Consider the following 20,076-nt stretch of genomic DNA (forward strand, 5'->3'; position numbering starts at 1 on the left):
ACATGAGCGGTGAACGGATCATCTACCTGCCTCTTGGCGGGGCCGGCGAAATTGGCATGAATGCCTATGTCTATGGCTACGGCAAGCCGGGTCAGGAAAGGCTGATCCTCGTGGATCTTGGCGTGACCTTTCCGGACATGGACGGCACGCCGGGCGTTGACCTGATCCTGCCCGACATCAGCTGGCTCAAGGAACGTCGCAACCGGCTCGAGGCGATCTTTATCACCCATGCCCACGAGGACCATGTGGGGGCTGTCGGGCATTTCTGGGAAGACCTTGGTGCGCCGATCTATGCGCGGGCCTTCACGGCGCATATCGCGCGGCTCAAGATGGAGGATGCGGGGCAGTCGCCGGAAACCGTGCGCACCGTGTCGCCCTGGCCGGAAACCGTCGAGGCCGGACCGTTCAAGGTGGGTTTCGTGCCCATCTCTCACTCGATCCCCGAAAGCTCGGGGCTGGTGATCGACACGCCGCAGGGACGGCTGGTGCATTCGGGCGATTTCAAGATCGACGAGACACCGATGGTGGGCGAGGCCTTTGACCGGGCACTGTGGGAGGAGATCGGCAAGCCGGGCGTCAAGGCGCTGGTCTGCGATTCGACCAACGTCTTTTCGCTTCATGAGGGGCGCTCCGAGGCGACCGTGGGTCCCGAGATCGAAACGCTGGTGCGTGACGCCAAGGGCATGGTCGTGGCGACCACCTTTGCGTCGAACGTGGCACGGGTGAAGACGCTGGCAGAAGCGGCTGTACGGGCCGGGCGGTCCGTCTGTCTCTTGGGTCGTGCAATGCGGCGGATGATCGAGGCGTCGATCAAGACCGGTGTTCTGGCGGATTTTCCAACCGTGGTCAGCCCGGAAGAGGCGACGCAGATCCCGCGCGAGAACCTGATGCTGATCGTGACCGGGTCGCAGGGTGAACGGCGCGCCGCGTCGGCGCAGCTTGCCCGCGGCAAGTTTCAGGGCCTGACCATGGCCGAGGGCGATCTGTTCCTCTTCTCGTCCAAGACGATCCCCGGCAATGAGCGCGGCGTGATCAGCATCATGAACGCGTTTTCCGAACAGGGTGTTGACGTGGTCGATGACAGTTCGGGCAAGTATCACGTGTCGGGCCACGCGAACCGGCCCGATCTTGAAACCATGCACACGCTGGTGAACCCGCAGCTTGTGATCCCGATGCATGGCGAACACCGGCATCTGCGCGAGCATGTCAAGGTTGCGGCCTCGTTGGGGCGCAAGGGCGTTGTGGCGGTCAACGGCATGATGATGGACCTGTCGGGCAATGACCCGAAAGTGGTCGAATACGTGGAAACCGGGCGCACCTATCTTGATGGATCGGTCAAGATCGGCGCGCTGGACGGGATCGTCCGGGACCGCATTCGCATGGCGCTGAACGGCCATGTGATCGTGACCGTCATTCTGGATGAGGATGACGAGATGCTGGGCGAGCCGTGGTGCGAGGTCATGGGGCTGTCGGAACTGGGCCGCAGCAATGCGCCGCTGGTGGATGTGCTGGAGGAAGACCTGTCGCAATTCATCGGGCGGGCCGGGGCCAAGACGCTAACCGATGACGACAAGCTGGAAGACGGGCTGCGCCGGATCACGCGTCAGACGACGCAGAACGAGATCGGCAAGAAACCCGAAGTGACGGTCGTCATCAGCAGGCTTGCATGACACGCGGTGTCGTCTTCGATCTGGACGGCACGCTGATCGACAGCCTGCCCGACATCGCGGCGGCGGCGAATGCGCTTTTGGCAGATCACGGGCTGGACCCGCTGCCAACGGCGCAGATCGGCAGTTTTGTCGGGATGGGCGAACGGGTGTTTCTGGATCGCCTCATCGCGGCGACGGCGCTGGACGCGGATCAATATGACCCGCTGATGGACCAGTTCATGACGCTTTACAAAGCGAGCACCGGGTTGACGACCGTGTTTCCCGGTGTTGTGGACGCGGTGATGCGTTTGAAGGTCGAGGGCTTCAAACTGGGCATCTGCACCAACAAGCCGGGTGGCCCGCTTGAGGCGGTGCTCGAAGCGGTCGATCTGGGGAAATGGTTTGACGTGATCATCGCCGGTGACAGCTTGCCAGTGCGCAAGCCGGACCCGGCACCCTTGCGCCTCGCGTTCGAGCGGATGGCTGTGACAGAAGGGGTCTATGTCGGGGACAGCGATGTGGACGCGGAAACGGCGCAGCGGGCAGGGGTGCCTTTTGCGCTGTTCACCGAAGGCATCCGGACCAAGCCGATCGACGCAATCCCGCATGACCGGGCGTTCGAGCGGTTCACGGATTTGCCCGACCTCTGCCGGGTCTTGATCCGTCCGATCTAGGAGGGCGATGCGTCACCGCATCGCCTGTTTCCGTTGACGGAAACAGACGCGCAGGAACTTAGCCCGCGCGCCGTTCGTCAAAGCTTTTGGCGATGAAGGACGGCATGTGGTCGCCCATGCCCACAACATTGTTGTCACGTCCGCCGCCGCCACGATCATTGCGGCGGTTGTTATTGCGCGGGGCATTGGTGTTGCGCGACGTGTCCTGTTCGGTCTTCGGTGCTTCCTCGCGCGGCGCGCGGGTTGGGGCGCTTTCCTTCACAGCCTCGACCACGGGTGCCTCTACCGGCGGCTCTACCGGGGCCTCGGCGCGGCGGTCCTGAGCGGTGTCCGACGGCTTGGAGCGGCCACGACCACTCCGCGAGCGGCGGGACTTGGTGTCCGACTTGTCGTCAGCGGTTTCGGACGGCGCCTCGAAATCGGTCTGGCCCAGCGGGTTTTCCAGGCGGGGGATCGGTTTCTGCAACAGTCGTTCGATGGCATCGAAGTTCTTTTCATCCTTCGGCGCGCAGATCATCATCGCCTTGCCCTTGCGGCCGGCGCGACCGGTGCGACCGATGCGGTGGACGTAATCCTCGGCATGGCTGGGCACGTCGAAGTTGAACACGTGGCTGACCGCCGGAACGTCCAGCCCGCGTGCCGCCACGTCGGAGGCTATGAGGAAACGCAACGTGCCTTCACGGAACCCGTCGAGGGTTTTCGTGCGTTGGGACTGGTCCAGATCACCATGGATCGGTGCCGCGTCCAGCCCGTATTTCTTGAGCGATTGCGATACGATATCCACGTCGGACTTGCGGTTGCAGAAGATGATCGCGTTCGAGCAGGCATCGCCTTCGCCCTCGATCATCTTGCGCAGCAGCGCGCGCTTTTCGGTGCCTTCGCGGTCGCGCTTGGAGGCCTTGAACATCACGACACCCTGTTCGATGGTCTCGGATGCGCTGGACTGCCGCGCCACCTCGATCCGCGCGGGCGCCGACAGGAAGGTGTTGGTGATGCGTTCGATCTCGGGTGCCATGGTGGCCGAGAAGAACAGCGTCTGCCGGGTGAAGGGCGTCAGCGAGAAGATGCGTTCGATATCGGGAATGAACCCCATGTCGAGCATGCGGTCGGCCTCGTCCACCACCATGATCTGCACGCCGGTCAGCAGCAGCTTGCCGCGTTCGAAATGATCGAGCAGGCGGCCCGGCGTGGCGATCAGCACATCGACACCCTTGTCGATGAGCATGTCCTGTTCCTTGAAGCTGACACCACCGATGAGCAGCGCCTTGGTGAGCTTCACATATTTGGAATAGGTGTCGAAGTTTTCCGCGACCTGGGCGGCCAGTTCGCGCGTCGGGCAGAGCACGAGGCTGCGCGGCATGCGCGCGCGGGCACGTCCACGGGCCAGCAGCGTGATCATCGGCAAGGTGAAACCGGCAGTCTTGCCGGTGCCGGTCTGGGCGATGCCCAGCACGTCGCGTCCTTCGAGAGCCGGGGGAATGGCGCCTGCCTGAATGGGGGTCGGCGTATCGTAACCCGCCTCTTCGACGGCTTTCAGAACTTTCGGGTTGAGGTTCAACTCAGAGAATTTTGTCATGTGTATCCGTTGTTCACGGACTGACTGCGCCCGTGCGTCTGTTGTGATCCGACCCGTTTGGCCCTGTGTTTTTCCACAATTAAGATCTGGGTGCTATGTAATGGCGGAATGGTCGCGGGTCAATGCGGCGCGACACACCTGCGCGGAAGTGGCATTTTGCAACAGGCTTTGGTGGCGGTGCGGCAACAATCGCCGGTTTCGCGCCACAGTGTTGCAATCCGGTCAACCGGACAGTGACACGCCGAACACATTTTCGATTGCCGCATCGGGGTCAAACTTTGGCACCAGCAGCAGCTTGTGCTTTTTGAGCCGCGCCCGCAGATCCGCGCTGTCCTCGCACATTTCGGTGAAGAAGTGGCGCAGCCCGTCCTCGCCTTCCTCGTCGTGCAGAAATTGCAGGAGATGACCGACATTCTTGAGAGCGTCGTCCGATTTCACACGGTACGACCCTTTGGACTGGCGGAATTCGAGCTTGGTCAGAAAGCTGTCCCAATCGGGCGCGTGCAGGTGTCCGACATAGGCCCCTTCGACCGTCGCGGTGTTGAGAACATCCTCCCCCTTGAGCCTGAGGCGGTGGATCGCCAACCGAATTTCGCCCAGACCGGTCCGGGCAAAGACCTTGCCCGCCAGGTGGCTCAGAAAGCCACCCCGCAGGTAGCTGCCGAAGGTCGGATAGATATCGGTGGCCGCTGATGCCGAAACCCCGTCACCCGTGGTGCGAAGCTTGAAATGCCTGGGCATTTCGCCTGCGACAGGGCTGGCGAGTGCCTCGGCTGGGTAAAGGCGCGCGCCTGCCATGTCGTCGGGCACCGCCTTGAGAAGCGTGGACAGCTTTTTCGGGCTCAGGATGAATTCGTCGGTGTCGATATGGCCCAGCCAATCCACCTGATCTCTGGCCAGCCGCAGCGCGCGCGTGGCGTTGAAGGTCTGGCGCAGCTGGTGCGCGTCGGGGCGGTTCTTTCCCATTCCCTTCCAATAGGCGTCGTCGCAGACCGTCAGCGTGACCTGCGGATGGTTTTGCAGCAGCCCGGTGACATCCGGATCGGGCGCGTCGAGATAGAGGTGGATATGGTGCGCGCCAATATCGAGGTGATGCGCCACAAATCGTGCCACGTCGAGCAGCGGCGCGTTTGTGGTGCAGACCAGCCCCCATGTCGGGGTTTTTGCGGGAACGGCGGGCACGGGTACGGTGACGCCGGTTTCGGCAGTGCTGGCGGCGTTCTGTTCGTTGCGGCGCTGCTTGCGCACGCGCATGCGGTGCAGGCGGCGGAACACCGTGCGCGGATCGTCGATCAACCGGTGCAGCATGTCCTGCGCGAGCGGTTTGATCACCGCGTCAGCCTCGGCTTCCTCCCAAAGGCGTCCGATCATGTTCACGTCCAGCCCGCCATCGGCCAGAGTGTAGGCGTTCATCTCCAGCGGCAAGGGGCCGCTGGCCCGCCCGTCGAGGGTAAAGGGACGGACGGCTTCGCGGCTGGAATACAACCGCTCGCTTTCATACAGCTTCATCGCGCCGAACAACGTCGACAGCGCCAGCCCGGTGCTGCGTTGCGCGGGTGTCCTGCCGTGATCGCCGAAGGTGGTCAGGCTCGAGACCTTCCAGCGCAGGTCCATCTCGCGCAGCAGCAGATCAGACTGTTCGGTCCAGAGCCGCAGGAACAGGTCCGCGGTGTGGGCCGGTTGGCTGCGCTTGCGCAAATGCGCGATCAGCAGCGCGTTGAGATGCAGCAGCGCGTTCTGCCCGGTCAGTTCCCGCGCGATGTCGCGGCTTTTGCGGGCATGTTCTGACAGCTTGCGCGTGTCGTCCTCCGGCAGCTCGACCCGCGTTTTGGCCAGTTTGTCCAGATCGCAGTCAAGTGGCGGCAGTGCTTCGCCCTTGGCAAAGCTCAAGGGCGTCCGCCGTGCATTCATCTGTTTCAGGATGCCCGCCAGCCCGGTTGGATAGGCCGGGTTCGGCGGCGATTTTTGACTGCTCATGGGACCAGAGTGCCGTGTCGCTGCGGTTCGATCAACGAAAAAGGCATTGTGAAATGCCGTGGTTCAAGCCTGCCGCAAGTCCCGTGCCAAAGCCTTGTTTGGCGGGCCTTGGATCACACCATCATTTCCTTGGTCGCCGACAGGGTCACGTCGGGATAGTCGCGCCCGATCCGGTCGATGTCCCATTGCAGGCGGGTGAGGTAGACGACGTCGCCGTCATTGTCCTCGGCCATGTGCTGCTTGTTGGCGTTGACCAGCTTTTCCACCGCCGGTTTGTCGCCATGCACCCAGCGGGCCGAGGTGAATTGCGACGGCTCGAACCGGACGGGCAGGCCGTATTCCAGCTCGATCCGGCTGCCCAGCACTTCGAATTGCAGCGCGCCCACGACGCCGACGATAAAGCCCGAGCCGATCATCGGCTTGAACACCTTGGCGGCACCTTCTTCGGCAAACTGCATCAACGCCTTTTCCAGATGCTTGGATTTCAGCGGATCGCCCGCGCGCACGGTTTGCAGCAGTTCGGGGGCAAAGGAGGGGATGCCCGTCACCTTGAGCGCCTCGCCCTCGGTCAGCGTGTCACCGATGCGCAACTGGCCGTGGTTCGGGATGCCGATGATGTCGCCGGCCCAGGCCTCTTCGGCCAGTTCACGGTCCGCGGCCAGAAACAGCACCGGGTTGGTGATCGACATCGGCTTTTTCGACCGCACATGGGTCAGTTTCATGCCGCGGTTGAAATGCCCCGAGGCCAGCCGGACAAAGGCCACGCGGTCGCGATGCTTGGGATCCATGTTCGCCTGCACCTTGAAGACAAAGCCGGAAACTTTTGTTTCTTCAGGAAGAATTTCGCGCGGAGTGGCTTTCTGCGGCTGCGGTTCCGGCCCGTAGGTGCCGATCCCGTCCATCAGTTCCTTGACGCCGAAGCTGTTGATCGCAGAGCCGAACCAGATCGGTGTCATATGCCCTTCGAGCACCGATTGCGGGTTCAGCGTGGGCAGCAATTCGCGCGCCATCTCGATCTCTTCTCGCAGCTTGGTCAGCAGCTGTGCGGGCACGTGTTGCGCCAGCTTGGGGTCATCAAGCCCATTGATTTCAATGCTTTCCGCAACCTTGTTGCGGTCGGCGCGGTCCATCAGCTCCAGCCGGTCGCGGATCAGGTCATAGCAGCCCACAAAATCGCGTCCGACACCGATGGGCCAGCTGGCCGGGGTCACGTCGATGGCAAGATGTTCCTGAATCTCGTCGATGATATCAAAGGTATCGCGGCTTTCGCGGTCCATCTTGTTGCAGAAGGTCAGGATCGGCAGGTCGCGCAGGCGACACACTTCGAACAGCTTTTGCGTCTGGCTTTCCACGCCTTTCGCGCCGTCGATCACCATGACCGCCGCATCCACCGCCGTCAGGGTGCGATAGGTGTCTTCGGAAAAGTCAGAGTGGCCGGGTGTGTCGACAAGATTGAAGCGGAAGGCCTTGAAATCGAAGGACATGGCCGATGCCGAAACCGAGATGCCGCGATCCTTTTCCATCTGCATGAAGTCCGACCGCGTGCGCCGTGCCTCGCCCTTGGCACGCACCTGTCCGGCCATCTGGATCGCACCGCCGTAGAGCAGGAATTTTTCGGTCAGCGTTGTCTTGCCCGCATCGGGGTGCGAGATGATGGCAAAGGTGCGCCGCCGGGCGATTTCGGCAGGCAGGTCAGGGCGATTTGAGGGCGTGTCCAGCATGGCCGCGCGTATAGGCGGCGCGGCGCGGCTTGTCCATATGACGCTTGCGGCGGGCGGTGTGCTCAGCCGATCAGACGCAGTGTCGCAATCGGGCGTCGTGTGGAGGCTGCAAAGGCGGGATGCACGGTCTGGACCTCTTGCACCGGGGTGATTTGCGGTGCCACGGTCTCGGTGCGATTGCGGATGTCGATCAGGACATATTCGACCGTCACCTGGAACACCGTGTCCGACACGAAATAGAGATCGCCGTCGCTGATCGCCGCGAACACGTCAAGCCGCTGGCCGGTGGTGGTCATGAAGACCAGTTCGGCGATGATCGACAGGGTCTGGTTTGGCAGATTCGCCGCGCGGTCGAGGATGAACATGTCCTGGGTCCGGTCGTCGCGGCTCACCGAGACCCATTTGGCGTCGCGTTTCGGCAGAAACGTGTCCCCGAGGATCAGGTCCTGGATATGGCGGATCGGGTCGCCCCGGCAGACTCCGAATTCGGCGCGCACCCCGTCGGCGGGACAGGCTTTGAAGGTGGAGGGCAGTTGAAACATAGCAGCAGACATGACCGTTTACTCTTTCGCAGACCGGAATTGAACATACACGCACCGGCATGGCTTTAAGATCGTTTGGAAATGTGGCACCTCTGTGGGCAGGTCGTGGCTTTTCACGGACGATTTTGACCAAATTAGGGAGTGTTTGAATGGATCTCGGGATCAGCGGAAAGAGGGCGCTTGTCTGCGCGTCGAGCAAGGGTTTGGGGCGTGGCTGTGCGGAGGCGCTTGCAGAGGCAGGGGTCAACCTCGTGATGAATGCGCGGGGCGCCGAGGCGCTGGAAGCCACCGCAGCAGAGATCCGCAGCACCTACGGGGTCGAGGTTGTGACCGTTGCCGCGGATATCGTCAGCGAAGAGGGCCGCGCAAAAGTGCTCGAGGCCGCCGGTGACGTGGACATCCTCGTGACCAATGCGGGTGGTCCGCCCCCGGGCTCGTGGGCCGACTGGGGCCGTGAGGATTTCATCAAGGCGCTGGACGCCAACATGCTGACACCGATCGCGCTGATGACGGCTCTCATGCCGGGGATGATCGACCGGGGCTGGGGCCGGGTGGTCAACATCACGTCGCAATCGGTCAAGGCGCCGATCCCGGCGTTGGGTCTGTCCAACGCGGCACGCACCGGCCTGACCGGGTATGTGGCAGGCACCGCGCGGCAGGTGGCCGAACATGGCGTGATCGTCAACAACCTCTTGCCGGGCATCCATGCCACTGACCGCGCCGACCAGCTGGATGGTGGTGTGTCCAAGGCGCAGAACATCTCGGTTGAAGAGGCGCGCAAGAACCGTCAGGCCACCATTCCCGCGCGGCGCTACGGCACGCGGCAGGAATTCGGCGCGACCTGCGCGTTCCTGTGTTCGCAGCATTCGGGGTTCATCGTCGGTCAGAACGTGCTGATCGACGGCGGTGGCACCAACGCAACGATCTGAGCAATGGCGCGCGGTCCCGACGGGGCAGGGAAGACGCAGGGGTTTTCCCTGAAGGACCAGCTGTTCAACGCCAACACGATTGGCGATCTGGCAGCCGAATACGCCGCACTGCCGGGCTTTGATGCCGCGCGCTTTACATCGGAGGCTCTCGCGGGGTTGGCCTCGCGGGGGCTTCTTGAACGGCTTGACTGGCTGGCCGATTGCGTCGCCGCGCAATTGCCTGGCTCGTTTCCTGCAATGGCCGACGCGCTGGAGGCGGCGATGCCGCTGCCTCTGGACCCGGCCAAAACTGATGATGATTTCGGCCGCTTCATCCATGCCGTGCCCGGCATCCTTGCGGTGCGGCACGGGCTGGACGAGCACCGCGACCGCGCGCTGGACCTGCTGGAGCTCGCGACACAGCGGTTCTCGATGGAGTTCTACATCCGCCCCTTCCTCAACCGCTGGCCGGACGAGACTCTGGCGCGGCTTGAGCACTGGTGCGCGCATGACAATTACCACGTCCGGCGGCTTGTCAGCGAAGGCACCCGCCCGCGATTGCCCTGGGCTGCCAACATCACGCTTGATCCGCTGGTGCCGCTGCGGTTCCTCGATGCTCTCCACGCCGATCCCACGCGCTATGTCACGCGGTCGGTGGCCAATCACATGAACGACCTGAGCAGGATCGCGCCGGACCGGGTGACCGGTCTGCTGCAGGACTGGCAGGGGGCGAACCGGCAGACGCCGAGGGAACTGGACTGGATGACCCGCCATGCGTTGCGCACCGCCGTCAAGCGTGGCGAGGCAGGCGCGCTGGCGCTGCTGGGCTACGCGCAGGACCGCGACATCGCGGTGTCACTGAAGGTGGCCCCGAACCCGGTGGCGATCGGCGACGCGCTGCGGATCGACGTGACATTGACCTCGCCCGAGGCGCTTCGGGTGATGGTGGATTACCGCATCCGGTTCCACCGCCCGAACGGTCGCGTAGGCGAAAAGGTCTACAAGCTGAAGGCGGCAAAGCTTGCCGCGGGTGTGCCTTTGAGCGTCAGTAAATCGCATCTGTTGAAAGACGGCGCGTCGACCTTCACGCTGCATCGAGGGCCGCATCAGGTGGTTGTGCAGGTCAACGGACAGGACCGGGCAGAGGCTTTGGTGGAGTTCGTTTAAGGGGTGCCGGGCTGAAGCCCGGCCTGCGGGGACAGCCTAGGCTGGGCCTATGGTCAGCCTTCGGCCTGTGGCAGTTGTCGCCTTGGCATATTTGGAAACAGAAGAAGATCAGGTCGGCAGGTTGGTCCAGCGGGATTCCAGCTTTTCCAGCGCAGCGATGCGTTCTTCTGTCTTGGGGTGAGACATCAGCCATGCCGGCATCACCCCCGAGCGCGACCGGGTCAGCGCATCAAGCTTGTGAAACAGGGATTTCTGCGGCCCGATGCCGATACCGGCCTTGTGCAGGAGGGCCGCCGCATAGGCGTCGGCCTCGTACTCATCGCCGCGCGACAGGCGGGCTGCCAGAAGGGTCGCCACCGCGTTGGCGATCCACACACCGATGCCCGGAAGGAAGCGCGACAGCACCATCGCAAGTGCTGTTCGCAACGCGTTCTGGCCGGAAAAGTCGATCATCCGGCGGCGCGTGTGACCCAAGGCCACATGGCCCAGTTCGTGCGCGATGACGCTGGCCATCTCTTCGCCGGTGACTTCGCCGTTCTGGTACTTGCGATAGAACCCGCGGGTGATGAAGATCCGCCCGTCCGGTGCGGCAAGCCCGTTCACCGGGTCGATCTCGTAGATATGAACGCGGATGCGGTCCAGATCGAGCGCTGCGGCCAGTCGGTCGGTCAGGCGCTTGAGGCGCGGATCGGCGAGTTCGGTCGAGCGCGAGTCAAGCTCGCGTTTCGTGCGCCAGACCGAGAAATGGTACATGGCCAGCGCATAGAGAATGGCGAGTATGATCGGGGTGAGTTTCAACATGCCCAAGATATGGGGCGTCCGGGCCGCCACGGCAAGCACGGCGCGGGGGTTTCCGGCGCGCCGTGCCATAATGACTGGGGTCAGCTTTCGAGACTGGCCTCCATCGTGATCTCCGCCCCGGCCAGCACCTTGGAGACGGGGCAGTTTTCCTTGGCCTTCTTGGCGGCCTCCTGGAAATTCTCTTCGCTGATGCCGGGGATTCTCGCCGTCATGTCGAGGCGCACATGGGTGATGGCAAAGCCGTCGCCCTGCTTTTCGAGACTCACCGTGGCCTTGGTGTCGATCGCATCAGGCACGGCATCGTAATCTCCGAGGATCATCGAGAAGGCCATGGAGAAGCAGCCGGCATGGGCCGCGCCGATCAGTTCCTCGGGGTTGGTGCCGGGGAGGCCTTCGAAGCGGGTGTTGAAGCCGTAGGGCTGCGCGTCCAGCGCGCCGGACTGGGTCGACATGCGGCCTTTCCCGTCCTTGAGGCTGCCGGCCCAATGGGCGCTTGCGGTTTTCTTGATCATGGGAAAGCTCCTGCAGTTGCATTTCGTCATGGCGGAAACGATCCGCGCCATTGCTTTGTTCCACGACGTATCGGTCAGTGTCGGTGTCGTGCGGCGCGCAGCAGCATGCGCCCGAGCAGGACAGCCACAAAGGCCGCGGCCAGCGCTGCGGTGATGTTGCCCGAAAGCTCTGCGACCATCTCGATATTGCTGGCGAAGGCCCAGCCCAGCCCGGCATAGATCGTCACCCAGACCAATTCACCCGCCGCACTTGCGAGGGAAAACCGCGACCAGGAAAACCCGGTGGCCCCGGCCGCGAGGTTCACATAGGGTCCAAGCGGGCTCATGAGCCAGCGCGTCAGGAATACCGTCACACTGCCGTTGCGCGACAGCCGCAAGGTGGCGGCGGTCATCATGCGCGCGGCCCCGGCCTTGTGCGCCATCATCCGGGTGATCGGCTGTTGTGCAAGGCGCGCTGCGGCATACCCGGTCTGATCGCCCAGCACCGCCCCGAGATAGGAAGCCAGCACAACCGAGATGATCGGCAAGTCGCCTCCGGCTGCAAAGGCACCCGCCGCCAGCATCATCAGCGAGGAGGGGACAGGCACCATCAGGCAGCTCAGGAAGGTGGTCACGAAAAGCAGCGGCACACCGGTGCTGACCAGCCCTGCGAGCAGCCAATCCGTCATGGCTGCTGTGCGTTCAGAAACAGGGTAAGCTCGGCAATCAGGGTCTCGACAGGCTTGCCCTGGGCGGCGGCGATATCGTCAAGCGTCTGCCCGCGCGGTGCCGCGTCGGGGTCAAGGCCAAGCGCCGTTGCCAGCGCCTGCGGTGACACCTGCCACGAGCGCGCGACATAACCCGGTGTCATCCAGCGCTCCGGTGGCTGTTGCAGATGCGCGGGGTCCGACCAGTAGAGCGTGGCCAGCGCCAGACGCAGCGCGAAGAACAGTGTCAGCAGAACCGCCAGCCCGAAGGCGATCACCAACAGCCGGTGATGCGCCCAGAGATGGCGGATCGTCCCGATCACTTGGCCAGCGCCTTGATCCCGCGGCTGATGCCCTCGAGGGTCATTGGCACCATTGCCTCCTCGAAGATCTCGCGGATCATCTGGATCGACTGGGTGTACTGCCAATGGTGTTCTGGCGTCGGGTTGATCCAGAGGTGATGCGTCCAGTGCTGTCGCGCGCGCTGAAGCCAGACCTGGCCGGCCTCGGCATTCCAGTGCTCATTGGCGCCCCCGGCATAGGCGATCTCGTAGGGTGACATGCTGGCATCCCCGACAAAGATGCATTTGTAATCCGCCCCGTAGGTGTTGAGCACATCCATCGTCGAGATCTGCGCGTCCCAGCGGCGGCGGTTGTCTTTCCAGACGCCTTCGTAGAGGCAGTTGTGGAAATAATAGTGTTCGAGATGCTTGAACTCGGCGCGCGCGGCCGAGAACAGCTCTTCCACCACTTTCACATGCGGATCCATCGACCCGCCCACATCGAGAAACAGGATCACCTTGACCGCGTTGCGGCGCTCGGGGCGGGTCTGCACATCGAGATAGCCGTGCTCGGCGGTGGCGCGGATCGTGCCGTCGAGGTCCAGTTCTTCGGTGGCACCGTCGCGCGCCCAGCGGCGCAGGCGTTTGAGCGCCACCTTGATGTTGCGCGTGCCCAACTCGACGCTGTCATCGAGGTTGCGGAACTCGCGCTTGTCCCAGACCTTGACCGCGCGCTGGTGGCGGCTTTCGTCCTGCCCGATGCGCACGCCTTCTGGGTTGTAGCCATAGGCACCAAAGGGCGACGTGCCTGCCGTGCCGATCCATTTGCTGCCGCCCTGGTGGCGTCCCTGCTGCTCCTTGAGGCGCTCCTTGAGAGTCTCCATGAGCTTGTCGAACCCGCCAAGCGCCGCGATCTCGGCCTTTTCCTCGTCGCTGAGGTGCTTTTCGGCCATCTTGCGCAGCCAGTCCTCGGGGAGGTCGAGCGCGTTCAGCACGTCGTCACTGCTCAGGCTCTCAAGCCCCTTGAAGGCCTGGGCAAAGGCGCGGTCGAAGCGGTCGATATGACGCTCGTCCTTCACCATCGCCGTGCGGGCGAGGTAATAGAAGCCTTCGGGGTCATAGGTCACGAGACCCGCGCGCATGGCTTCGAGAAAGCTCAGGTACTCCCGCAGGGACACGGGAACGCCGGTGGATCGCAGGGTGTCGAAGAAGGGAACAAACATGCCCCTGATCTAGCAAGCGCGCCGCGGCCTGACCAGACGCCAATCGGTTCCGTCACCGGAAACGGACGATGCGTCGTCGTGCCTGTCAGAACACCAGTTTTTCGATGGCGATGGTCAGGACCAGCCCGCCAAGTGCAAAGGCGATCGCGTAGGCGGTCCCGTATTGCCACATATCGGCCCGGTTGCCTTTGCGTTTCTTCGCCGTCATGGCCCCGATGATGGCCCCGAGAAGAGCCCCTGCAAGAACGATCATAAGCTGCCTCTGGCCCTTTTGAGCGGGTTCAGCGAACTGATCTCGCGCAGCTTTGCCCGCACCGACCAATCCGAGCCGAACCCGTAGCGCGCCCATCCCAGACTGTCCAGACGCACATCGGTCCCGGCGGAGACCCGGCCCGCGAGATCCAGCGCTTCGGCGCGCAGCATCAGCAGGGTCGACAGCAGGGCTGCGTTCTCATGTCGCGCCGCAAGGTCGATGGACACACCCGTCAGGTGGATCGCCGCCTCGGGGTCGTTCTCGGTCAGCGCATAGGCCGCCAGCTGCGAGGCCACGTAGGCGCGGTGCAGCTCGGCATGCGGCGTGCGGGCGAAATAGAGGTCGGCCTCAAGGAACTGCGCGCGCGCGGCCTCGGGATCGGTGCCCTGCAGGATGCGGCCCATGGCGTAATGGGTGAAACCGCGGCGGTGGTCCTCCCATCCCATGGCGGAGGCGATGCTCAGGGCCTCGGTCGCCGCGGCGCGGCGCGCGATCGGCGAGGCACCGGGCCCAAGCGCCGTCTGGATGGCGTCGATCCACGGGCGCGGCGTGCGCGCAGCGCGGCGGGCGGGCAGGAACTCGCCCTCGGGGTTGAGCCGCGCAAGGATGCCGGGGATGCGACCCATCACCTCGGAGCGCGACATGCCGTTGCGCAGGGCCGGGTCGTAATAAGCCCGCAGGATCAGCATGTCATAGCCGGTCAGAACCGTGTGCACATTGTCGTCGTTGAACACTGAATCCGGCAGGCGATAGAGGTCATTGAGCGGCCCAATCGCCTGTGCCAGTTCCTCGTGCATGCAATCGCGGGCCTCTTGCGGGCTGGAATCATTGGGCAGGAAGATGGCGAGCCGGGTGCGGGTGGTGATCCGCGCCCAGTTCACGCGGGCCGAGCGCCGGGCCTGCCGGTACTCGGACAGCGTCGAGACGTTGGGCACGACGAAACAGGCGGCCTGCGGCAGGAAGCGCTGAATATCGGCGCGGCTGACCGCGTTGATCGTGATGTTGGCATCAGGGGCGGCGGTGGAGCGAATGTCGATCCCCGCCTCGGTGCGCAGGCGGTGCAGCAACCGGTCCAGATCGCTGGGCACGCTGGGCTGCACGCTGCCGGTGAGGCGCACGGTGATCGGCCCTTCGAAACGGGTGAACACCTCAAGTTCGCGCCCGGATTCAAGTGCCATGGCCAGTTCCATGAAATCGCGGGACAAATCGGCATTCGAGCTGCGCACCGGCTGCGGGCGCGGCACGGAAAACACCTTCATCGCGGGCAGACTGGAGTCGACAAAGGCCGCGCGGGTGGCGGGTTCTGATTGCGACACCGGCATACAGGCACCAAGCAACAGGTAAAGCGGCAACAGGAACCGGCGCATCCTCAGCTCCGCTGGTACTTGATGAACGGTGTCAGCCGACCGATCCGGTCATACAGCTGGCGCGCGGTGTGATTGTAGTCCTGCGTGGTCCAGTAGACCGAGGGCGCCCCGGCGGCATCCGCCGCGGCATAAACCGCCTCGATCAGCGCGCGACCCACGCCTGTGCCACGGGCGGCGGGGTCGGCATACAAATCCTGCAGGTAACAGACATTCTCGATCTTCCAGCAATGACGGTGAAACAGGTAATGCGCCAGCCCGACCGGCGTTCCGTCTCGTTCGGCCAACAGCCCGGAATAATCCTGCGGGTCATCCCCCAACAGGCGGGTAAAGGTCGTCTCGTACACGTCCTGCGGCACCGACGTTTCATAGAACGTCAGGTACCCGCGCCACAAGGCACACCACGAAGCGTAGTCGTCCGCACGCAAGACGCGCACGTTCAGTTCGGTTTGGGACACGTATGAAGCCTGCCTGCTCGTTGCGGATGCTTTGTGATCCGCGGTTTTTTTGTCCTCTGTGGGGACAGCTTACGGCGAAAAGGTGGTTTTTGCCTAGGCCGAACGAATCGGGACGAATCACTTTTTTCCAGTCTGCGAATCGAATTCGGAAAAATGAGCGATTACAAAGTCTTGATCTGTGCAAACCGGCAACAGGCAGGTGCGGGACGCCAAGTGTGGCGGCGTCACAGCGCGTCTCGTGCAGGCGGTGGCTACCGGAGCGCGCCAAATCGCGGTAAGTCGCGGCCATGACACAGGATGCACCGCTTGAAATCTTCCTCTCCGGCACGCCGGGGCTGGAACACCTGCTGCGCGACGAGGCGGCGGAACTGGGATTCGCCAACCCGCAGACCGTACCCGGCGGGGTCACCTGCGACGGCGACTGGCCCGAGGTCTGGCGCGCCAATCTCATGCTGCGCGGGGCAGGGCGCGTGCTGGCGCGGGTCGCGCGGTTCCGGGCGATGCATCTTGCGCAGCTCGACAAGCGGGCGCGCAAGCTCGAATGGGCGGCGCTGCTGCGCGCCGACATCCCCTACCGGGTGGAGGCGACCTGCCGCAAATCCCGCATCTACCATGCCGGGGCCGCCACCGAACGTGTCGAGAACGCCATCGCCGATGCGCTGGGGGTGAAACCCGCCGAAAAGGCGTTGCTGACCGTACGCGTGCGGATCGAGGACGACCTGTGCGAGATCAGCCTCGACACCTCGGGCGAGGGTCTGCACAAGCGCGGCCACAAGCTGGCCACCGGCAAGGCTCCTATGCGCGAAACGCTGGCTGCGCTCTTTCTGCGCGGCTGCGGGTATGATGGAACCGAGCCGGTGATCGATCCGATGTGCGGCTCGGGCACCTTCGTGATCGAAGCCGCCGAGAGGGCGATGGGCCTTGCGCCAGGTCGTGCGCGCCGCTTCGGCTTCGAGGATCTTGCCTCCTTCGATGCTGCCCGCTGGGACGAGTTGCGCGCGGCGATGCCGTCTCCGACCTCCACCGCTCTGCGCTTTCACGGCTTTGACCGCGACGCGGGTGCCGTTGCCAACGCCACAGCCAATGCCGAACGGGCTGGCGTCAACGACATCACCGGGTTCATCCACCAGGCGGTGACCGATCTCATCCCGCCCGCAGGCCCGCCGGGTCTCGTGATCGTCAACCCGCCCTATGGCGCGCGGATCGGCAACCGCAACCTGCTCTTCGCGCTCTACGGCAGTTTCGGCACGGTGATGAAAGAGCGGTTCAAGGGCTGGCGCGTCGGCATCGTCACGTCGGACAAAGGGCTGGCGCGGGCCACGGGGCTGAATTTCCGCAATGTCAGCGCGCCGATCCCGCATGGCGGACTGAAAATACAACTCTTCCAGACGGGCCCGCTGAAATAGGCGCGGCCCCCAGGCTTCTCTGGTTCAAAAATACCTCGGGGGAGTCCGCCGCAGGCGGGCGGGGGCAGAGCCCCCACTGTTTCCGCGGGCGGAAACATCCAGATGCGTCACCGCATCTGCCGCCTCTTACCGCCGCTCGCGCCTGGCCATGAAGGCCAGCCGTTCGAACAGGTGCACATCCTGCTCGTTCTTGAGCAGCGCGCCATGCAGCTTGGGCAGCGCGTTCACGCCGTCGCGCTTGAGGTCATCGGCGGTCATGTCCTCGGCCAGCAGCAGCTTCAGCCAGTCCAGCACTTCCGAGGTCGATGGCTTTTTCTTCAACCCCGGCTGTTCGCGCAGCTCGTAAAACTGGGTCAGCGCGGTGGTCAGCAGCGCCTCTTTCAGACCCGGATGGTGCACTTCGACGATGCGGCGCAGCGTGTCGGGATCGGGAAAGCGGATGTAGTGAAAGAAACACCGCCGCAGGAACGCGTCCGGCAGTTCCTTTTCGTTGTTCGAGGTGATGATGACGATGGGCCGCTGGCGCGCGCGCACGGTCTCGCCGGTCTCGTAGACATGGAACTCCATCTTGTCGAGCTCCTGAAGCAGGTCGTTCGGGAACTCGATATCCGCCTTGTCGATCTCGTCGATCAACAGCACCACCTTTTCATCCGCGTCGAACGCCTGCCACAGCTTGCCCTTGCGGATGTAGTTCCGCACGTCGTTGACCCTTTCGTCGCCCAGCTGGCTGTCCCGCAACCGGCTCACCGCGTCGTATTCATACAAGCCCTGCTGCGCCTTGGTGGTGGACTTGACGTTCCACTCGATCATGCGCAACCCCAGCCCCGCCGCCACCTGCCGCGCCAGTTCGGTCTTGCCGGTTCCCGGTTCGCCCTTGACCAGAAGCGGGCGTTCCAGGGTCACGGCGGCGTTCACCGCGATGGTCAGGTCGTCGGTCGCCACATAGCTGTCGGTGCCTTCAAATCTCATGTCTGTTCTGCCTTCTTGTTTCTTTGTACCAACTCAATGAAATCACCGGTTTGTGCTGCTATTCGGTAGTGACAACCACTGGGCCTTCGGTTAAGTGCTGCCCTCAGGGGTGCCAGATATCTAGGGGAATTTCTATGACAGATACTGGCGTAGACAAGGGGACCAAGATGAAAGCCGAAACTTTCCTGCCCGACGATTACAGACCCGCTGAGGATGAGCCCTTCATGAATGATCGCCAGTTGGAGTGGTTCCGTCGGGAACTGCTGGAACAGCGCAGCGAGCTTCTGAGCGACAGCAAATCCACCATCGCAGGTCTGCAGGACGGCACACGCAACATCCCGGATGTGGCCGACCGCGCCTCTGAGGAAACCGACCGCGCATTGGAGCTGCGAATCCGCGACCGTCAGCGCAAGCTGGTGTCCAAGATCGACGCGGCGCTGCGCCGGATCGACGAGGGTGAATTCGGGTTTTGCCAAGCCACCGGAGAGCCGATTTCGCTGAAGCGTCTTGTGGCCCGCCCGACCACCACCCTGAGCCTCGAGGCGCAGGAACGCCATGAGCGCCGCGAGAGGGTGCACCGCGACGATTGACGCGCGGCTTTTGAGATCAAGATTGGCGCGCCGGGGCACATGCTCTGGCGCGTTTGCTTTGAGGGACTGGGTTTGTGGATCTGAACGCTTTGGACATCACCGTGATCGGCGGCGGCATCGGCGGGCTCAGCTGCGCGCTTGCGCTGCGCAAGCGTGGTGCGTCCGTCACCGTTCTCGAACAGGCGCAAGCGATCACCGAGGTCGGCGCGGGCATCCAGGTGTCCCCCAACGGGCTGCGGGTCATCGAGGCGTTGGGTCTGGGCGCGGCACTGGCCGAACGGTCGGTACAGGGGCAGGCGGTGTCGCTGCGCAATGGGGGCACCGGCGCCGAAGTGGCACGGCTCGACCTGACGCGCCTGCCGCCCGACCAGCGCTACTTTTTCGTCCACCGCGCCGATCTTGTGGATCTGCTGTCCGCTGCCGCCCGCGATCAGGGCGTGGCGGTACGGCTCTTGCAACGGGTCGACACCGTCACGCAGGGCGACGACCGCCCGCGCATCGTGCTGGCCACTGGCGACACGCGCGAGACCGATCTGGTGATCGGGGCCGATGGCATCCATTCTGCCGTGCGCCCGGTGCTCAACGCGGCGCAGAAGCCATTCTTTACCGGGCAGGTCGCATGGCGCTGCATCGTGCCCAACACCATCGGGCATCCCGCCCATGCGCGGGTCCATATGGGACCGGGGCGGCACATGGTGACCTATCCGCTGCGTGACGGGTCGGTGCTGAACGTGGTGGCGGTCGAGGAACGCGCGCAATGGGCCGCTGAAAGCTGGTCAAAGCAGGACGATGCCGACAATCTGCTCCGCGCCTTTGCCGGGTTCGATGCCGAGGTGCACCAGATCCTGTCACAGGCCGAGGCGCCGGGTATCTGGGGGCTGTTCCGCCATCCCGTCGCGGCAAGCTGGCACGGGCAGGGCACCGCGCTTCTGGGGGATGCCGCGCATCCGACGCTGCCGTTCCTGGCGCAGGGTGCGAACATGGCGATGGAGGATGCCTGGGTGCTGGCAGATGCGCTGGCGCAAGCGCCCGACATGGACAGCGGGCTGTCCGCCTATCAGCAGCGCCGCCGCGCGCGGGTCAGCCGGGTGATCGACGCGGCCAGCAAGAACGCCCGCAACTACCACCTGTCGCCGGGGCCGTTCCGCTTTGCCGCCCATACCGCGCTGGGTCTGCTCAGCCGGGTGTCGCCTGGGCGGATGCTGGGGCGGTTCGACTGGCTTTACGGGCATGACGTGACAAGGATGACATCCGCAGGCTGAGACGTACCACCATCGCAGGGGGAGACAGCGCCACGCGGCGTGATAGTGTCGCCGCAA

The 20,076-nt window shown here is 63.8% G+C and carries 20 protein-coding genes; 7 read left to right on the forward strand and 13 right to left on the reverse strand.

The window, feature by feature from the left end; genetic code table 11:
- Positions 1 to 2 precede the first annotated feature (2 nt).
- Entirely contained in the window at positions 3 to 1,670 is a 1,668-nt protein-coding gene (locus IEV82_RS05710) for a ribonuclease J (protein ID WP_188481010.1), read from the forward strand.
- The gene (gene gph / locus IEV82_RS05715) at positions 1,667 to 2,323 is read left to right on the forward strand and encodes a phosphoglycolate phosphatase (protein WP_188481011.1); all 657 of its coding nucleotides are present in this window, start codon (positions 1,667 to 1,669) and stop codon (positions 2,321 to 2,323) included. Before IEV82_RS05710 ends, gph begins: the two co-directional genes overlap by 4 nt.
- A 58-nt stretch (positions 2,324 to 2,381) precedes the next feature.
- Here the strand turns inward: gph and IEV82_RS05720 are convergent, their stop codons facing one another.
- The 4 genes from IEV82_RS05720 to IEV82_RS05735 all read right to left on the reverse strand — a co-directional run bounded on the left by IEV82_RS05720 (position 2,382) and on the right by IEV82_RS05735 (position 8,151).
- The gene (locus IEV82_RS05720) at positions 2,382 to 3,899 is read right to left on the reverse strand and encodes a DEAD/DEAH box helicase (RefSeq protein WP_188481012.1); all 1,518 of its coding nucleotides are present in this window, start codon (positions 3,897 to 3,899) and stop codon (positions 2,382 to 2,384) included.
- 222 nt (positions 3,900 to 4,121) lie between these two features.
- Positions 4,122 to 5,876: a glycosyltransferase family 2 protein gene (locus IEV82_RS05725; RefSeq protein ID WP_188481013.1), complete on the reverse strand. Its 1,755-nt coding sequence runs from the start codon at positions 5,874 to 5,876 to the stop codon at positions 4,122 to 4,124.
- Between the two features lie 113 nt (positions 5,877 to 5,989).
- Positions 5,990 to 7,597, reverse strand: coding sequence for a peptide chain release factor 3 (locus IEV82_RS05730; RefSeq protein WP_188481014.1), 1,608 nt, complete (start codon positions 7,595 to 7,597; stop codon positions 5,990 to 5,992).
- A gap of 62 nt (positions 7,598 to 7,659) precedes the next feature.
- Positions 7,660 to 8,151 carry a hypothetical protein gene (locus IEV82_RS05735; protein WP_188481015.1) on the reverse strand — a complete coding sequence of 164 codons (492 nt, stop codon included), beginning with the start codon at positions 8,149 to 8,151 and terminating at the stop codon, positions 7,660 to 7,662.
- 137 nt (positions 8,152 to 8,288) lie between these two features.
- Between IEV82_RS05735 and IEV82_RS05740 the strand changes: the two genes are divergently transcribed.
- Both IEV82_RS05740 and IEV82_RS05745 read left to right on the forward strand, forming a co-directional pair.
- Complete coding sequence (locus IEV82_RS05740; protein WP_188481016.1) at positions 8,289 to 9,068, forward strand: SDR family oxidoreductase; 780 nt, start codon at positions 8,289 to 8,291, stop codon at positions 9,066 to 9,068.
- 3 nt (positions 9,069 to 9,071) lie between these two features.
- The gene (locus IEV82_RS05745) at positions 9,072 to 10,214 is read left to right on the forward strand and encodes a YhaZ family DNA alkylation repair protein (RefSeq protein ID WP_188481017.1); all 1,143 of its coding nucleotides are present in this window, start codon (positions 9,072 to 9,074) and stop codon (positions 10,212 to 10,214) included.
- A gap of 108 nt (positions 10,215 to 10,322) precedes the next feature.
- On the opposite strand, the gene IEV82_RS05750 is transcribed toward IEV82_RS05745, so the two are convergent.
- From IEV82_RS05750 to IEV82_RS05785, 8 genes are all read right to left on the reverse strand, one after another.
- On the reverse strand, positions 10,323 to 11,015 hold the full coding sequence (locus IEV82_RS05750; RefSeq protein ID WP_188481414.1) for a M48 family metalloprotease: 693 nt from the start codon (positions 11,013 to 11,015) through the stop codon (positions 10,323 to 10,325).
- Positions 11,016 to 11,095: 80 nt separating this feature from the next.
- Positions 11,096 to 11,527 (reverse strand): OsmC family protein, encoded by a 432-nt coding sequence (locus tag IEV82_RS05755; RefSeq protein ID WP_188481018.1) that lies wholly within the window; start codon positions 11,525 to 11,527, stop codon positions 11,096 to 11,098.
- 74 nt (positions 11,528 to 11,601) lie between these two features.
- Complete coding sequence (locus tag IEV82_RS05760; protein ID WP_188481019.1) at positions 11,602 to 12,195, reverse strand: DedA family protein; 594 nt, start codon at positions 12,193 to 12,195, stop codon at positions 11,602 to 11,604.
- Positions 12,192 to 12,536, reverse strand: coding sequence for a hypothetical protein (locus IEV82_RS05765; protein WP_188481020.1), 345 nt, complete (start codon positions 12,534 to 12,536; stop codon positions 12,192 to 12,194). Before IEV82_RS05765 ends, IEV82_RS05760 begins: the two co-directional genes overlap by 4 nt.
- On the reverse strand, positions 12,533 to 13,717 hold the full coding sequence (locus IEV82_RS05770) for a vWA domain-containing protein (RefSeq protein ID WP_188481021.1): 1,185 nt from the start codon (positions 13,715 to 13,717) through the stop codon (positions 12,533 to 12,535). The genes IEV82_RS05765 and IEV82_RS05770 overlap by 4 nt, the downstream gene beginning before the upstream one ends.
- 85 nt (positions 13,718 to 13,802) lie before the next feature.
- Complete coding sequence (locus IEV82_RS05775) at positions 13,803 to 13,970, reverse strand: hypothetical protein (protein ID WP_188481022.1); 168 nt, start codon at positions 13,968 to 13,970, stop codon at positions 13,803 to 13,805.
- On the reverse strand, positions 13,967 to 15,337 hold the full coding sequence (locus IEV82_RS05780) for a DUF2927 domain-containing protein (protein WP_188481023.1): 1,371 nt from the start codon (positions 15,335 to 15,337) through the stop codon (positions 13,967 to 13,969). The genes IEV82_RS05775 and IEV82_RS05780 overlap by 4 nt, the downstream gene beginning before the upstream one ends.
- Positions 15,338 to 15,339: 2 nt before the next feature.
- A complete protein-coding gene (locus tag IEV82_RS05785) occupies positions 15,340 to 15,792 on the reverse strand; it encodes a GNAT family N-acetyltransferase (protein WP_188481024.1) in 453 nt (150 codons plus the stop codon).
- A 287-nt stretch (positions 15,793 to 16,079) separates the two neighbouring features.
- Between IEV82_RS05785 and IEV82_RS05790 the strand changes: the two genes are divergently transcribed.
- Positions 16,080 to 17,198 (forward strand): THUMP domain-containing class I SAM-dependent RNA methyltransferase, encoded by a 1,119-nt coding sequence (locus tag IEV82_RS05790; RefSeq protein WP_188481025.1) that lies wholly within the window; start codon positions 16,080 to 16,082, stop codon positions 17,196 to 17,198.
- Between the two features lie 126 nt (positions 17,199 to 17,324).
- On the opposite strand, the gene IEV82_RS05795 is transcribed toward IEV82_RS05790, so the two are convergent.
- Complete coding sequence (locus IEV82_RS05795) at positions 17,325 to 18,167, reverse strand: AAA family ATPase (RefSeq protein ID WP_188481026.1); 843 nt, start codon at positions 18,165 to 18,167, stop codon at positions 17,325 to 17,327.
- A gap of 167 nt (positions 18,168 to 18,334) precedes the next feature.
- On the opposite strand from IEV82_RS05795, the gene dksA reads away from it, so the two are divergent.
- Both dksA and IEV82_RS05805 read left to right on the forward strand, forming a co-directional pair.
- On the forward strand, positions 18,335 to 18,757 hold the full coding sequence (dksA, locus tag IEV82_RS05800; RefSeq protein ID WP_188481027.1) for an RNA polymerase-binding protein DksA: 423 nt from the start codon (positions 18,335 to 18,337) through the stop codon (positions 18,755 to 18,757).
- A 74-nt stretch (positions 18,758 to 18,831) separates the two neighbouring features.
- On the forward strand, positions 18,832 to 20,019 hold the full coding sequence (locus IEV82_RS05805) for an FAD-dependent oxidoreductase (protein WP_229747691.1): 1,188 nt from the start codon (positions 18,832 to 18,834) through the stop codon (positions 20,017 to 20,019).
- Positions 20,020 to 20,076: the final 57 nt, after the last annotated feature.

Origin of the sequence: Marivita lacus (genome assembly GCF_014637725.1) — a bacterium.
GTDB lineage: Bacteria > Pseudomonadota > Alphaproteobacteria > Rhodobacterales > Rhodobacteraceae > Marivita > Marivita lacus.